General features: G+C 62.3%; 12 protein-coding genes. 4 read left to right on the top strand and 8 right to left on the bottom strand.

What is annotated here, in order from left to right; all coding sequences use genetic code 11:
• Positions 1 to 186 precede the first annotated feature (186 nt).
• Positions 187 to 2,208 carry an excinuclease ABC subunit UvrB gene (uvrB, locus tag ACLH1U_RS14835; RefSeq protein WP_004886127.1) on the bottom strand — a complete coding sequence of 674 codons (2,022 nt, stop codon included), beginning with the start codon at positions 2,206 to 2,208 and terminating at the stop codon, positions 187 to 189.
• Between the two features lie 410 nt (positions 2,209 to 2,618).
• On the opposite strand from uvrB, the gene ACLH1U_RS14830 reads away from it, so the two are divergent.
• Entirely contained in the window at positions 2,619 to 2,831 is a 213-nt protein-coding gene (locus ACLH1U_RS14830; RefSeq protein WP_101861839.1) for a dTDP-4-dehydrorhamnose reductase, read from the top strand.
• 86 nt (positions 2,832 to 2,917) lie between these two features.
• Entirely contained in the window at positions 2,918 to 3,640 is a 723-nt protein-coding gene (locus tag ACLH1U_RS14825) for an ABC transporter ATP-binding protein (RefSeq protein WP_017900923.1), read from the top strand.
• On the opposite strand, the gene bioD is transcribed toward ACLH1U_RS14825, so the two are convergent.
• From bioD to bioB, 4 genes are read right to left on the bottom strand one after another with little or no spacing between them, the layout of a single operon-like run.
• Positions 3,582 to 4,304 carry a dethiobiotin synthase gene (bioD, locus tag ACLH1U_RS14820; protein WP_032455199.1) on the bottom strand — a complete coding sequence of 241 codons (723 nt, stop codon included), beginning with the start codon at positions 4,302 to 4,304 and terminating at the stop codon, positions 3,582 to 3,584. The two genes, ACLH1U_RS14825 and bioD, sit on opposite strands and share 59 nt — an antisense overlap.
• Complete coding sequence (bioC, locus tag ACLH1U_RS14815; protein ID WP_101861838.1) at positions 4,297 to 5,052, bottom strand: malonyl-ACP O-methyltransferase BioC; 756 nt, start codon at positions 5,050 to 5,052, stop codon at positions 4,297 to 4,299. Before bioC ends, bioD begins: the two co-directional genes overlap by 8 nt.
• Entirely contained in the window at positions 5,036 to 6,193 is a 1,158-nt protein-coding gene (bioF, locus tag ACLH1U_RS14810; protein ID WP_072421490.1) for an 8-amino-7-oxononanoate synthase, read from the bottom strand. Before bioF ends, bioC begins: the two co-directional genes overlap by 17 nt.
• Positions 6,190 to 7,230 carry a biotin synthase BioB gene (gene bioB, locus ACLH1U_RS14805; protein WP_101861837.1) on the bottom strand — a complete coding sequence of 347 codons (1,041 nt, stop codon included), beginning with the start codon at positions 7,228 to 7,230 and terminating at the stop codon, positions 6,190 to 6,192. The genes bioF and bioB overlap by 4 nt, the downstream gene beginning before the upstream one ends.
• A gap of 212 nt (positions 7,231 to 7,442) precedes the next feature.
• Here bioB and bioA point away from each other — a divergent pair, with 212 nt between their 5' ends.
• On the top strand, positions 7,443 to 8,732 hold the full coding sequence (gene bioA, locus ACLH1U_RS14800) for an adenosylmethionine--8-amino-7-oxononanoate transaminase (protein WP_411299341.1): 1,290 nt from the start codon (positions 7,443 to 7,445) through the stop codon (positions 8,730 to 8,732).
• A gap of 70 nt (positions 8,733 to 8,802) precedes the next feature.
• Positions 8,803 to 9,279 (top strand): kinase inhibitor, encoded by a 477-nt coding sequence (locus ACLH1U_RS14795; protein WP_411299318.1) that lies wholly within the window; start codon positions 8,803 to 8,805, stop codon positions 9,277 to 9,279.
• 1,001 nt (positions 9,280 to 10,280) lie between these two features.
• Here the strand turns inward: ACLH1U_RS14795 and ACLH1U_RS14790 are convergent.
• From ACLH1U_RS14790 to hutU, 3 genes are all read right to left on the bottom strand, one after another.
• A complete protein-coding gene (locus ACLH1U_RS14790) occupies positions 10,281 to 11,663 on the bottom strand; it encodes an amino acid permease (protein WP_023288910.1) in 1,383 nt (460 codons plus the stop codon).
• A 98-nt stretch (positions 11,664 to 11,761) separates the two neighbouring features.
• Positions 11,762 to 13,297, bottom strand: a complete 1,536-nt coding sequence (gene hutH, locus ACLH1U_RS14785; protein WP_032455192.1) for a histidine ammonia-lyase — start codon at positions 13,295 to 13,297, stop codon at positions 11,762 to 11,764.
• A complete protein-coding gene (hutU, locus tag ACLH1U_RS14780; RefSeq protein ID WP_023288908.1) occupies positions 13,294 to 14,982 on the bottom strand; it encodes a urocanate hydratase in 1,689 nt (562 codons plus the stop codon). The genes hutH and hutU overlap by 4 nt, the downstream gene beginning before the upstream one ends.
• Between the last annotated feature and the right edge of the window lie 105 nt (positions 14,983 to 15,087).

Raw genomic sequence — 15,087 nt, 5'->3', positions numbered from 1 at the left:
TGCATGGGCGCTATCCTCATCAGGTTGAGGATAGTGTCGCCTGGCGAGATTAAGCAAACATTAAGAAGGCCGCTTTGCGGCCTTTTTTCTTCTCCGCCGTGGGTTATCTGGCTGCGGAACGGTCAGCGCAGCGCCGTACCTTCACTGCGCCCTCGCCTATCCCCGTCCGGCGGTATGCGCCAACACTCAGGAGGCGGCGATAAACAGTTCGCGCAGCTGATGCAGCTGGTCGCGAATTTGCGCCGCCTCTTCGAACTCGAGGTTCTGCGCGTGCTGCATCATCTGCCCTTCCAGCTCGTGGATTTTCTGCTGCAGCGCTTTTGGCGTCATATCCACGCCGCTGAGCCCGGCAGGCTCGACGGCCTTCGCTTTACCGCGCCCTTTGGCTTTGGTTTTCGCCAGGCTCTGGCCCAGCTGCAGGATATCCACCACTTTCTTGTTGAGCCCCTGCGGCACGATGCCATGCTCTTCGTTGTAGCGCTGCTGTTTCTCCCGTCGCCGCTCCGTCTCGCCGATGGCTTTCGCCATCGAGGGAGTGATCTTATCGCCGTACAGAATAGCCTTGCCGTTGACGTTGCGCGCCGCGCGGCCGATGGTCTGGATCAGCGAGCGTTCGGAGCGCAGGAAGCCCTCTTTGTCCGCATCGAGGATCGCCACCAGCGACACCTCCGGCATATCCAGCCCCTCACGCAGCAGGTTGATCCCCACCAGCACGTCAAACTCGCCAAGACGCAGGTCGCGGATAATCTCCATACGTTCGACGGTGTCGATATCCGAGTGCAGATAGCGCACCCGCTCGCCGTGCTCCTCAAGGTACTCGGTTAAGTCTTCCGCCATCCGCTTGGTGAGGGTGGTGACCAGCACGCGCTCGTTGATGGCCGTGCGCAGGCGGATCTCCGACAGCAGGTCGTCGACCTGGGTGGCCACCGGCCGCACTTCGATGATCGGGTCCAGCAGACCGGTCGGACGCACCACCTGATCCACCACCTCGCCGCCGGATTTATCCAGCTCGTAGGCGCCGGGGGTCGCCGACACGTAGATGGTTTGCGGCGCCAGCGCTTCGAATTCTTCAAACTTCATCGGCCGGTTATCCAGCGCCGACGGCAGGCGGAAGCCGTACTCCACCAGCGTCTCTTTGCGCGCCCGGTCGCCGCGGTACATGCCGCCGATCTGCGGCACCGTGACGTGGGATTCGTCGATCACCAGCAGGCCGTCTGCCGGCAGGTAGTCGAACAGGGTGGGCGGCGGCTCGCCGGGCCCGCGCCCGGAGAGGAAGCGCGAGTAGTTTTCAATGCCCGAGCAGTAGCCCAGCTCGTTCATCATTTCGAGGTCGAACTGGGTGCGCTGGGTTAAGCGCTGCTCTTCCAGCAGCTTGTTGTTGGCCAGCAGCACCTTGCGCCGCTCCGCCAGCTCCAGCTTAATCTCTTCCATCGCCTGGACGATGCGTTCCCGCGGCGTCACGTAGTGCGTCTTGGGATAAATGGTGTAGCGCGGCACCGTCGATTCCACATGGCCGGTAAGCGGGTCGAACAGCGACAGGCGCTCAACCTCTTCGTCAAACAGCTCAATGCGCAGGGCGATATCGTCGGATTCCGCCGGGAAGACGTCGATCACCTCGCCGCGCACGCGGAAGGTGCCGCGCTGGAAGGCCTGATCGTTGCGGGTATACTGCAGCTCGGCCAAGCGGCGCAGGATCGCCCGCTGGTCAATCAGCATCCCCACCGTCAGATGCAACATCATTTTCAGATACAGGTCCGGGTCGCCGAGGCCGTAGATAGCCGAGACCGAGGCCACCACCACCACATCGCGCCGCTCGAGCAGCGCTTTAGTGGCCGACAGGCGCATCTGCTCGATATGTTCGTTTACCGAGGCGTCCTTCTCAATGAAGGTATCTGAGCTGGGGACGTAGGCTTCCGGCTGGTAGTAATCGTAGTAGGAGACGAAATACTCGACGGCATTCTCGGGGAAAAATTCTTTCATCTCGCCGTAGAGCTGGGCCGCCAGGGTTTTGTTTGGCGCCAACACCATCGTCGGCCGCTGCAGATCGGCAATCACGTTGGCGATGGTAAAGGTTTTACCGGAGCCGGTGACCCCCAGCAGCGTTTGATGCGCGAGCCCATCCTCCAGCCCCTCTTCCAGGCGGCGGATGGCTTCCGGTTGGTCTCCGGAGGGGCGAAAGGCGGAATGCAGAACAAACGATTTACTCATCAATCAGAACCTGAAAAAGATTTAGCGGCCGGTGTTTAATTCTACCCCTAGGGCCGTTTTTTGCCAACAAAATATACTGGATATTTAAACAGTGCGTGATTATGATAGCGCCACAATATGGCCTTTTTTGCCGGCAACCGGGGGATAAAACGCGCGCCGGGCGGAATAATCCTCCGGCCGTCAGGGTTATCCCCAGAAATTTTTACCTTTTAACATTTGTCAAGCGGACGGGTGAAAGTTTTATGGCAGCAGATGACGCTTTTCTTACACCCATTGATTTTATCTAACAAGCTGATATTTAATGCCTTTAAAGAAAAGACGCCTTTCGCGCCAATTCAGCCGCAAGCCGCGTACGCTCTAGCTTACCGCAGGTTTTCTAACTCTAATACACAAGGTTATCCACAGGAATAGTGGATAACTGTCTGCAGCCCAAGACCACCGCCGCCCGGCGCAAATCGTCTGGCGGCCTAAACCGCGCGGCGAAAAATTTTTATCGAACTATTTTTGATAACTATCCGCTTAAAGCCGCTCGATTTTTGCTGCTTTTTGCACCACCCTTTAGCGTCGGGCACCGGAAAAGTGCAGCCCCGGCGCTGGCTGTGCCTGATGGTATCGGCGTTTAGCGTTTTTTTCCGAGCGTTCTTTTTCCTGGCAAGAGTTTTGCAGCATCTTTCTGTCGCCCTGACGCCAGGATAAGGAGAAAACGTCCATGTTGAATTTACAGGCAGTAAATCACTTTTACGGCAACCAGCATTCGCTGTGGAATGTCGATCTTGAACTACGCCCGGGGGAGTGCATTGGCGTACTGGGACGCGAGGGCATGGGAAAAACCACCCTGGTTAACTGCATTGCCGGGCACCTGCCGGTGGCCAGCGGCCGGATGACCTGGCATGACATTGGCGCCCCGCCGCAGGATCTCACCCCCCTGTCGGCCCAGTCGCGCAGCGCCATCGGTATCGGCTATGTGCCGCAGGATAAACGCATCTTCTCCCAGCTCAGCGTGGAAGAGAATCTACATATTGCCCTCGCGGCCGGGAAACCCGGGGCTAACGCCAGCGGCGGCGAAATCTATGAACATTTTCCCGAACTCTATGCCCTACGGCAGCGCAAAGGCGCCTCGCTGAGCGACGACGATCAGTACCAGCTGGCGCTGGCCAGGGCGCTGATTGTCCAGCCGCGGCTGCTGATCCTTGATGAACCCTCGCGCGGCAGAGGGCCGCGCTGTCTGCAAAAGCTGGCGGATCTGCTGCTGCGGTTGAATCGCGATATCGGCCTGACGGTGCTGCTCGCCGAGCAGCACCTGCCCTTTATCCGCCGGGTGGCGGATCGTTTCTGTGTTTTGCACCGGGGCCGTAACGTCGCCGAAGGCGATATTATGGCGCTGGATGAACCGCTGCTGGCGCAGTGGATGACGCCGGATCCAGCGCCCTGAGGTCCAGATACTGGCCGAGATCGTCGCGCTGCGCGATATCGGCAAGCCACGGTATTTCACCGAGGAACGGCGCGGCCAGCCGGTTTTTCAGCGTCGCCAGATACTCGGCGTGGCGCTTGCCCGGCGGCAGCACGTCATTGGCGATCCACCCCGCGAGCGGCAGCCCCGCCTGGCGTACCGCCTGGACGGTAAGCATCGCGTGGTTGATGCAGCCGAGCTTGACGCCCACCACCAGAATCACCGGCAGCTGCTCCGCCTGCGCCCAGTCGGCGAAGGTCAGGGTTTCCGAAAGCGGCGTAAACCAGCCGCCGGCCCCTTCCACCAGCACCCAGTCGGCGAGGCGTTCTAACTCGCGCAGCCCGCTGGAGAGCCTCGCCGCGGCGATCGGCCGTCCTTCGTCGGCGCTGATGATATGCGGTGAGGTCGGCTCGGCGAAGGTATACGGGTTAACCTGCTCATAGCGCAGCGCGACCCGGCTATGACGCTGCAGCGCCAGCGCGTCTTCATTACGCAGCCCGGCGGCGGTAAGCTCGCTGCCGGAAGCCACCGGCTTGTAGCCGGCGGTGTGAAAACCCAGCTGATTCGCCGCCTGCAGCAGGGCGCTGCTGGCGATGGTTTTCCCGACTTCAGTGTCGGTCCCGGTGACAAAAAAACGTTTAGTCACGCTCAATGACTCCTGTAAAAAGAGAATACGTCAGCGGGCAGACGCCCTGCCGCTGCGGCCAGGCCAGCTGTAGCTCGCGCAGTTTGCTGCGGCTAAGCGGGGCCGATGCCCGCCCCTGGTGCAAATGGGTGGCGCCGATGCCCTTCAGCGATCGCATGGCGCTCAGCGCATCGACGAACGGCAGGCTAATCTGATGCACCTCGCCGGACGCCCGCAGGCCGCTCAGCGCCTCGCGCACCGCCGCTTCGCTGAGAAAACGGTTGGCATGCGGCCGGTCGTCGATGGCCTGCCACGCCTGATTGAGCTCCGGCAGCGAGTCGGCCAGCAGCGTGCTAAACGCCACGCTGCCGCCGGGACGCACCACCCGGTACAGCTCGCCAAGGGCTGCGCGCAGATCGTCGCACCACTGCACCGCCAGATTGCTCCACGCCAGATCGACGCAGGCATCGGGCAGCGGCAGCGCCTCAATGTCGCCCAGCAGGTAATGCTGGGCGGCGTCGTTACGCTGCGCCTGGGCCAGCATCCCGGGGGAGAGATCCAGCGCGGTCACCACGCTGCCCGCCTCACGCCAGCGGCGGCTCATGCTGCCTGGGCCGCAGCCGGCATCCAGCACCCGGGGAAAATCGCGATGCGCCAGCTGGCGCAGCAGCAGTTCCGCGCTGCGCCGCTGCAGTTCATCATGTTGCGAATAGCCGCTGGCCGCCCGGCCAAACGCCGCGGCGACCGCCTGCTTATTCACCGTGGCCATGCAGCACCTCCAGTAAACGGTTAATGTCCTCAGCCTGATGGGCGGCGGTCAGGGTCAGGCGCAGACGAGCGCTGCCGACCGGCACCGTCGGTGGACGGATCGCCGTTGCCCAGCAGCCCGCGTCGCGCAGACGGCTGGCCAGGCTCAGCGCCCGCCCGTTATCGCCGACGATCAGCGGCTGGATCGCGCTGACGGAGTCGGTCAAACCCAGCGACGTCTCGCCCATCCCCGCGCGGAACTGACGGATACGGGCGGCCAGGGTGTCGCGGCGGCGCTGGCCTTCATCGCTGCGAATCACCCGCAGCGCGGCGCTCAGCGCCACCGCCTGGGCGGGCGGCATCGCGGTGCTGTAGATCAGATGACGGGCAAACTGCAGCAGATAATCGGCCAGCGCGTCATCGCACAGCACCGCCGCGCCGCTGACGCCGAACGCCTTGCCGAAGGTAACCACCAGCAGCTCAGGGCGCACCGCCTGCGCGGCGCAGCTCCCGCGTCCTTCGTCGCCGACCACGCCGACGCCGTGGGCGTCATCCACCAGCAATAGCGCCCCGGCGGCCTGCGCCGCGGCGTGAATGGCCGCCAGCGGCGCGCTGTCGCCGTCCATGCTGAAAATGCCTTCGGTGACCGCCAACTGTTCGCCCGCCAGCGGCTTAGCCAGCAGTTGAGCGAGCTGTTGCGGATCGTTGTGGCCGAAACGGCGTAGCTGCGCCGGGCTCAGACTGGCCGCCTCCAGCAGGGAAGCGTGGCTCAGGCGGTCGGCCACAATCCGATCCTCTTTATCCGCCAGGGCGGCGATCAGCGCCTGATTGGCGGCAAAGCCGGAGATAAACAGCAATGCGCGCGGGTAGCCCAGCCAGTCGGCAAGTTCCTCTTCCAGCGCACGGTGGGCCTCGCTATAGCCGCTTACGTGTCCCGAGCCGCCGGAACCGACGCCATAACGTTCCGCCCCCTGCTGCCAGGCGGCGATAATCGCCGGATGCTGGCTCAGGCCGAGATAGTCATTGCTGGAGAAGTTAAGCCAGCGCTCCCCTTCCCGCTCCAGCCAGCGCCCGGCGCCGTGCGTCACCGGCAGGCGGCGGCGAAGGGCATCCGCCGCCCGTCGCTCGTCCAGCGCCCGATCGATTCGCTGCTGCCAGGTCATAGCGCCGCCGCGTTGTAATATTCCTCAGTGTCCGGGGTGAGTAAGGCCTGCTCCAGACGCTGCTGCTGCTCATTGTCGCCTTCCAGCACCGCCGTCTGTTGCGGGTTGATCCCCAGCTTGCGGAACAGCTGCAGATCGTTGTCCTCTTCCGGGTTCGGCGTGGTCAGCAGCTTGCAGCCGTAGAAAATGGAGTTCGCCCCGGCCATAAAGCACATCGCCTGGGTCTGCTCGTTCATCTGCTCGCGGCCGGCGGAGAGACGCACGTAAGAGGTGGGCATCATGATGCGCGCGATGGCGATAGTGCGAATAAAATCGAAAGCGTCGACGTCGTCGTTATCCGCCAGCGGCGTACCTTTGACTTTTACCAGCATGTTGATGGGCACGCTTTCCGGCGGCGTGGGCAGGTTGGCCAACTGCAGCAGCAGGCCAGCGCGGTCTTTCACGGTCTCCCCCAGCCCGACGATACCGCCAGAGCAGACTTTGATCCCGGCGTCACGCACTTTGTCCAGGGTATCCAGGCGCTCCTGGTAGGTGCGGGTGGTGATGATGTTGCCGTAAAATTCCGGCGAGGTATCAAGGTTGTGGTTGTAGTAATCGAGGCCCGCCTCGGCCAGGCGCTGCGCCTGGCTGTCGGTCAGGGTGCCGAGCGTCATACACGACTCCAGCCCCAGAGCCTTCACCCCTTTCACCATCTGCTCCAGATAGGGCATATCGCGATCGTGGGGGTTTTTCCACGCCGCTCCCATGCAAAAACGCGTGGAGCCGGCGTTTTTTGCCTGACGGGCGGACTCCAGAACCTGCGCGACCTCCATCAGGCGCTCGGTTTCGAGACCCGTTTTATAACGCGCGCTCTGCGGACAATATTTACAATCTTCCGGGCAGGCGCCGGTCTTGATCGACAGCAGGGTGCTGACCTGCACCTGGCGCGGATCAAAGTGTTGACGGTGGATTTGCTGCGCTTCGAATAGCAGGTCGATCAGCGGTTTATTAAATAATTCCGTAACTTGCGACATTGTCCAGCGGGGTTGGTGAGCCATTTTCCTCTCCAAAGGTCGTACACTACCTGTTTCACACAGCCTCTTTGTTGGCTGCACTCGCACACCCCTGTCAGATAGTGAACTATGCTGCTGGGGATGTTCTCGCTTGCCGCCTCGATGCTGCGCGAAATATTTTGTGTACGTTTCATTGTAAATAAGTTCAGTGTAGACTTGTAAACCTAAATGTTTTCAAAATGGTTTACAAGTCACTTATGACCCTGGACGATCTCGCCTTCGATCGGCGCCACATCTGGCACCCCTACACTTCTATGACTTCCCCCCTGCCGGTCTACCCGGTGGTTTCCGCCCACGGTTGCGAGCTGTCCCTCGCCAGCGGAGAACAGCTGATTGACGGTATGTCCTCCTGGTGGGCGGCGATCCACGGCTACAATCACCCGCGTCTTAATGCGGCGATGAAAGCGCAAATCGACCAGATGTCGCACGTGATGTTCGGCGGGATCACTCACCCCTCGGCGGTGGCGCTGTGTCGTCAGCTGGTGGCAATGACCCCGCAATCGCTGGAGTGCGTTTTCCTCGCCGACTCCGGTTCGGTAGCGGTTGAGGTGGCGATGAAAATGGCCCTGCAGTACTGGCAGGCGAAAGGCCAACCGCGTCGTCGTTTCCTGACCTTCCGCAACGGCTATCACGGCGATACCTTCGGCGCGATGTCGGTCTGCGATCCGCAGAACTCGATGCACAGCCTGTGGCAGGGCTATCTGCCGGATAACCTGTTTGCCCCCGCGCCGCAGAGCCGCTTTGACGGCGAGTGGGATGAAATGGATATGGTGCCCTTTGCCCGCCTGATGGCCGCGCACCGTCACGACATCGCCGCGGTGATCCTCGAACCGATCGTTCAGGGCGCGGGCGGGATGCGGATGTACCATCCGGAGTGGCTGAAGCGGGTGCGTAAAATGTGCGACCGGGAAGGGATACTGCTGATCGCCGATGAGATTGCCACCGGCTTTGGCCGCACCGGCAAGCTGTTCGCCTGCGAGCACGCCGGTATCGCCGCCGATATTCTGTGTCTGGGCAAGGCGCTGACCGGCGGCACCATGACCCTCTCCGCCGCGCTGACCACCCGCGAGGTGGCGGAAACCATCAGCAACGGTGAAGCCGGCTGCTTTATGCACGGCCCAACCTTTATGGGCAACTCGCTGGCCTGCGCGGTGGCCAGCGAAAGCCTGCGCCTGCTGGAGAGCGGCGAATGGCAGCGGCAGGTGGCGGCGATTGAAGCCCAGCTGCAGACCGAGCTGGCTCCGGCGCGGGGATCCGCCCTGGTCGCCGACGTCCGCGTGCTGGGCGCTATTGGCGTGGTTGAAACCTGTCGCCCGGTCAATATGGCTGCCCTGCAGCGCTTTTTCGTCGAGCAGGGGGTGTGGATCCGACCGTTTGGCCGCCTGATCTACCTGATGCCGCCGTATATCATCACGCCTGAACAGCTGTCCCGCCTGACCCGCGCCGTTAACCTGGCGGTGCAGGACGAAACATTTTTTAGCGAATAAATAGCGGAATTGCGTCGTGGTGCAGGCTACACTTCCTGGTTAATCAGCGCATTATCAATGAGGATGAAGCATGAAACTGATCAGTCACGATCTCCAGGACGGCGGTAAGCTGCCTAATCGTCACGTCTTCAACGGCATGGGCTACGATGGCGACAATATTTCGCCGCATCTGATGTGGGATGATGTGCCCGCAGGAACCAAAAGCTTTGTGGTGACCTGCTACGATCCGGATGCGCCGACCGTCTCCGGCTGGTGGCACTGGGTGGTGGCTAACCTGCCTGCGGATACGCGCGTCCTGCCGCAGGGGGCCGGTTCCGGTCAGGCGGAGTTGCCGGAAGAGGCCGTTCAGACCCGCACCGATTTTGGCAAGGCGGGATACGGCGGCGCGGCGCCGCCGAAGGGCGAGACCCACCGCTATATCTTTACCGTCCACGCCCTGGACGTTGAGAAAATTGAGGTGGATGCCGAGGCCAGCGGCGCAATGGTCGGCTTTAACGTCCATTTCCATTCCCTCGCCAGCGCCTCCATCACCGCCCTGTTCAGTTAATCTTCCCCCGGATAGCGGCTTGCGCCTTATCCGGGCTACCTGCTAACAGGCTCATACCTCGTAGGCCCGGTAAGCGCAGCGCCACCGGGCGATGACAGCAGGCACGGAGCCGATTTTGTGCCGGGTGGCGGCTGCGCCTGACCCGGCCTGGAGTTCGTGCGACCTGTCGTTCATTTATTCACCAGCCTTGCTGAAACTGCCGGTGCTGACGGCCTCAAAATCGCTGAGACGTTCCCGCAAGGCCGGGGCAGCCCGCATGGATGCGGGCTGAGGGCCGTGTTTTGCACGGACGCTGCCTCGGCCCGACCCGAAGCCTGCAGGGATAAGTCGAAGGTACCGCGTAGCGGCGATTTTGCTGGCCGGAGCCCGGGGGTACAGGGGGCGGCGGCGACTGGCCGCCCCCTGTGCGCTCCCTCCGCCGTAAGAGACATAACGCAGAAAATTAACCGGGAGCGCAATCTGCCCGGAATTAACATAGAAGTTGTAGCCCTGCCAGGCGCAGTGCGAACAAGGACATTTCCGCTTGTACCGTTATTTTGCCGGGTGGCGGCTGCGCCTTACCCGGCCTGGAGGGTCCTCTCCCAGGCTCATACCTCGTAGGCCCGGTAAGCGCAGCGCCACCGGGCGATGACAGCAGGCACAGAGCCGTTTTATGCCGGGTGGCGGCTGGCGCCTGACCCGGCCTACGGGGTCCTCTCACAGGCTCATACCTCGTAGGCCCGGTAAGCGCCGCGCCACCGGGCGATGACAGCAGGCACAGAGCCGATTTTGTGCCGGGTGGCGGCTGCGCCTTACCCGACCTACAGGGTCCTCTCCCAGGCCAACACCTCGCAGACCCGGCAAGCGCCGCGCCGCCGGGAAAGTATTGATTACCTTCCAGGCAACCCTGTTGCATGGTGATTTTGCCGGGTGGCGGCTGCGCCTTACCCGGCCTGGAGGGTCCTCTCCCAGGCCAACACCTCGTCGCCCCGGCAAGCGCAGCGCCGCCGGGGAGATCTGATTTACTGCTCAGTGACAACCTGCAGCGCGGTTTTACGCACCCGCGCGTACCACACCACCGTCAGCAGCCCGAGCCAGACCAGGCCGGCGATCAGCGCCATCCGCGTCTCGGCAAACATCCCCAGCACAGCGATGACCAGCCCCATAAACAGCAGCGTTAACAGCGGCGCCACCGGCCAGAACGGAACGGGGAAGGCAATCTGGCTGCGCTCTTCGGCAGACAAACTACGGCGCATGGCGAAATGGGACAGCAGGATCATCAGCCATACCCACACCGTGGCGAATGCCGCCAGCGAAGCAATCAGCACAAATACCTGCTCGGGGATCAGATAGTTCAGCACCACCGCCGCCAGCAGCGCGCCGCCCATGACCACCACCGTCATCCAGGGTACGCCGTTGCTGGCGATGCGCTGGAAGCTTTTCGGCGCCAGCCCCTCCTTCGACATGCCGTACATCATGCGTCCGGCGCCGAAGATATCGCTGTTAATCGCCGAGATGCTGGCGCTGATCACGATGATGTTAAGGATTGTCGCCGCCGCCGGGATCCCCAGACCGTCGAAAATCAGCACAAACGGACTCCCCTGCTCGCCAAAGCTGTTCCACGGGAAAATCGCCATCAGCACCGCCAGGGTGCAGACGTAGAACAGGATAATGCGCAGCGGAATGGTATTGATGGCCTGCGGGATGACCTTCTTCGGATCCTTCGCTTCCGCGGCGGTGACGCCGATAATCTCCACCCCGCCGAAGGCGAACATCACGATACCAAGCGAAGCGATAACGCCCTGCCAGCCGTTAGGGGCAAAGCCGCCGTGGCTCCAGAGATTTTCCAGCCCGGTGGCCGGGAAGCTATGGCCGAAGCCAAAGAAGATGATCCCCGCCCCCGCCAGCATCATGGCGATAATCGCCACCACCTTCACCAGCGACAGCCAGAACTCCATCTCGCCGAACACCCGCACGTTGCACAGGTTCATGGCGCCGATAAAGAAGATGATGCTGAGGATCCAGATCCAGCGCGGGACATCGGGATACCACAATCCCATATAGATGCCGAAGGCGGTCACGTCGGCCAGGGCGACGATTACCATTTCAAAAGTGTAGGTCCAGCCGGTAATAAACCCGGCCAGCGGGCCGAGATACTGGCGGGCATAGCTGCCGAAGGAGCCGGACACCGGGTTGCGCACCGCCATCTCGCCCAGCGCGCGCATGACGATAAACACCGCCGCGCCGCCAATCAAATAGGCCAGCAGCACCGCCGGGCCCGCCGCCTTGATGGCGGAAGCCGAGCCATAGAACAGCCCGGTGCCGATCGCGGAGCCGAGCGCAATAAATCGAATGTGTCGGGCATTGAGCCCGCGCAGCAGATGTGGCTTGTGTTGTTGTTGCATATACAGGTGTCCTGGTTTTTTTATTTGACGACAAATATGCGATGTAGGGCGGTCGGGGGAATGATTTCCCCCGACGCGGGTACAGAGAACAACGGTGATTAGTGCAGGCCTGGCAGTACGGCAGGCAGCAGACGCGTCAGGTGACGGGCCGCCAGAAGCGCAATGGCATTATCGATATCCGGGGCGAAGTAGCGATCCTGCGTATAGTGAGGGACGCGTTCGCGCAGCAGATGGCGCGCCTCTTCCAGCAGCGGGCTGGTGGTCAGCCCTTCGCGCATATCCAGCCCCTGCGCCGCCGCCAGCCACTCGACGGCCAGTACGCCGCGGGTATTCTCGGCCATCGCCCACAGGCGGCGACCGGCCGCCGGCGCCATCGAGACGTGATCTTCCTGGTTGGCGGAGGTCGGCAGGCTGTCGACGCTGTGCGGGTGCGACAGCGCTTTGTTTTCACTGGCCAGCGCCGCCGCCGTGACCTGGGCAATCATAAACCCGGAGTTCACCCCGCCGTTTTTGACGAGGAACGGCGGCAGCTGCGACATATGGCTGTCCATCATCAACGCGATGCGACGCTCGGAGAGCGAGCCGATTTCGGCAATCGCCAGCGCGATATTATCCGCCGCCATCGCCACCGGCTCGGCGTGGAAGTTACCGCCGGAGATCACGTCATTCTCGGCGGCGAAGACCAGCGGGTTATCGGACACCGCGTTGGCTTCGGCCAGCAGCACCTCAGCCGCCTGGCGGATCTGGGTCAGGCAGGCGCCCATCACCTGCGGCTGACAGCGCAGGGAGTACGGGTCCTGCACCTTGCTGCAGTTATGGTGCGACAGTGAGATCGCGCTGTCGTCGGTCAGCAGATGGCGATACAGCGCCGCCGCGTCAATCTGCCCGCGCTGGCCGCGCACTTCATGGATGCGCGCATCAAACGGACGACGGGAGCCCAGCGCCGCTTCGGTGGTTAACGCCCCGCAGACGACCGCGGAGGCGAACAAATCTTCGGCTTCGAACAGACCGCGCAGGGCAAAAGCGGTCGACGCCTGGGTGCCGTTGAGCAGCGCCAGCCCCTCTTTCGCCGCCAGGGTAATCGGCTCCAGCCCCGCCTGACGCAGCGCTTCGGTGGCCGGCAGCCAGTCGCCGCCGCGTACCCGCGCTTTACCTTCGCCAAGCAGGGTCAGCGACATATGGGCCAGCGGCGCGAGGTCGCCGGAGGCGCCGACGGAGCCTTTCGCCGGGATCCACGGCGTCACGCCGGCATTCACCAGGCCAATCAGCGCCTGGATCACGCTCAGGCGGATCCCGGAGAATCCGCGGGACAGACTGTTAATCTTCAGTACCATAATCAGGCGCGCCAGGTCATCGTCCAGCGGCTCGCCTACGCCCGCCGCATGGGACAGCACCAGCGAACGCTGCAGGTTCTCCAGATCTTCCGTCGAGATACGGGTCTGCGCCAGCAGGCCAAAACCGGTGTTGATGCCGTAGGCGGTCCGCCCTTCGGCAAGGATAGCGTTGACGCAGGCCACGCTCTCGTCAATGGCGGCAAACGCGCCGCTGTCGAGGGCAATATTCACCGGGTGGCTGTAGATGTCGCGGAGCTGCGACAGGCTGAGTTGACCCGGGATCAGAGTTAAAGATTTCATTTCGCGTTCCCCTGCGTTGCCGCCACCATCGGAAGATTCAGACCCTGTTCTGCCGCGCATTCAATGGCAATCTCGTACCCCGCGTCGGCATGACGCATCACGCCGGTGGCCGGGTCGTTGTGCAGGACGCGGGCGATACGCGCTGCCGCTTCATCGGTGCCATCGCAGACGATAACCATCCCGGAGTGTTGCGAGAAGCCCATGCCTACCCCGCCGCCGTGGTGCAGCGACACCCAGGTCGCGCCGCTGGCGGTGTTGAGCAGCGCATTCAGCAGCGGCCAGTCAGAGACCGCGTCAGAGCCGTCGCGCATCGCTTCGGTTTCGCGGTTCGGGCTGGCGACGGAGCCGGAGTCAAGATGATCGCGGCCAATCACGATCGGCGCGGAGACTTCGCCGCTGCGCACCATTTCGTTAAACGCCAGGCCCAGCTTCTGCCGCCATTCCAGACCGACCCAGCAGATACGCGCCGGCAGTCCCTGGAAGCTGATGCGCTCGCGCGCCATATCCAGCCAATGGTGCAGATGCTTATCATCCTTGATGATCTCTTTCACTTTCGCGTCAGTCTTGTAGATATCCTGCGGATCGCCGGAGAGCGCCACCCAGCGGAACGGACCGATACCGCGGCAGAACAGCGGGCGGATATAGGCCGGCACGAAGCCCGGGAAATCGAAGGCGTTGCTGACGCCCACTTCCTGAGCCATCTGGCGAATGTTGTTACCGTAGTCGAAAGTCGGCACCCCCATCTCATGGAAGGCCAGCATCGCCTGCACGTGGTCGGCCATCGAGCGTTTCGCCGCCAGAATGGTGCCCTGCGGATCGGATTCAGCTTTCTGCTGATACGCTTCCCAGCTCCAGCCTTTCGGCAGATAGCCGTGCAGCGGGTCGTGGGCGCTGGTCTGGTCGGTGACCATATCCGGGCGCACGCCGCGTTTCACCAGCTCCGGCACGATCTCCGCGGCGTTGCCGCACAGCGCGATGGAGATAGCCCGGCCTTCGGCGGTGTATTTCTTGATACGCGCCAGGGCGTCATCCAGAGAAGTGGCTTGTTCGTCCACGTAGCGGGTGCGCAGACGGAAATCGATGCGGCTCTGCTGGCATTCAATATTCAGCGAGCAGGCGCCGGCCAGCGTCGCGGCCAGCGGCTGCGCGCCGCCCATGCCGCCCAGCCCGGCGGTTAGCACCCAGCGGCCTTTCAGGCTGCCCTGATAGTGCTGGCGACCGGCTTCGACGAAGGTTTCGTAAGTGCCCTGGACGATGCCCTGGCTGCCAATGTAGATCCAGCTGCCGGCGGTCATCTGGCCGTACATCGCCAGCCCTTTGGCATCCAGCTCGTTAAAGTGTTCCCAGGTCGCCCAGTGCGGAACCAGGTTGGAGTTAGCGATCAGCACGCGCGGCGAGTGTTCATGGGTTTTGAAAACGCCCACTGGCTTGCCGGACTGGACCAGCAGGGTCTCGTCGCTTTCCAGGTTCTTCAGCGCCTTCACGATAGCGTCATAGCATTCCCAGTTGCGCGCTGCGCGACCAATACCGCCATAGACCACCAGTTCGTGCGGGTTTTCGGCGACATCGGGATCGAGGTTATTCATTAACATACGCAGCGGGGCTTCGGTCAACCAGCTCTTCGCGGTCAGCGTCGTGCCTCTTGGCGCACGGACGTCCAGCTGGCGATATTTGCTTTGCGACATCGGGGTTTCTCCTGACAATGAACGTTGTTTACGTAGATACATATACTTGTCTATACAAGCATGCGCAAGCCAGGATTTAACAGAAATGATACAATTTTGTTATAT

The sequence above is a fragment of the Klebsiella sp. 1SOBk5mer genome (assembly GCF_046603115.1).
In the GTDB taxonomy this organism is placed as follows: Bacteria; Pseudomonadota; Gammaproteobacteria; order Enterobacterales; family Enterobacteriaceae; genus Klebsiella; species Klebsiella quasipneumoniae.
Note: the sequence above shows the minus strand (reverse complement) of the source record. Positions and strands in the feature narration are given on the sequence as shown.